At 60.7% G+C, this 262-nt stretch carries 1 protein-coding gene; it reads right to left on the reverse strand.

The features are described from left to right. The coding region (locus P9236_RS30705; RefSeq protein ID WP_278078213.1) for an ABC transporter substrate-binding protein at window positions 1–262 on the reverse strand (262 nt) is incomplete at both ends.

Here is a 262-nt window from a genome sequence, read left to right on the forward strand (position 1 = left end):
GTGCCAGCGTCACCCGCTGACCGCGGGACCATGACACAAACTTGAAGGGCCCGGTCCCGATCGGCTTGTCGAAGTCGGTCGTGCCGTCCTTCATGAGGAACATGACCTTGCTGCCCAGCACTTGCGGCAGCAGCGCATAGGGCTGCTTCAATTCGACTTCGACCGTATTGGGGTCAAGCGCGCGTACCCCTTTCGGCTCCATGAGCGGCGCCAGGTTGGGGTAGGCATCGGCCTTGTTGTCGGAATTGAGGATGTACTGGAT

The sequence above is a fragment of the Mesorhizobium sp. WSM4884 genome (genome assembly GCF_029625675.1).
Lineage (GTDB): Bacteria > Pseudomonadota > Alphaproteobacteria > Rhizobiales > Rhizobiaceae > Mesorhizobium.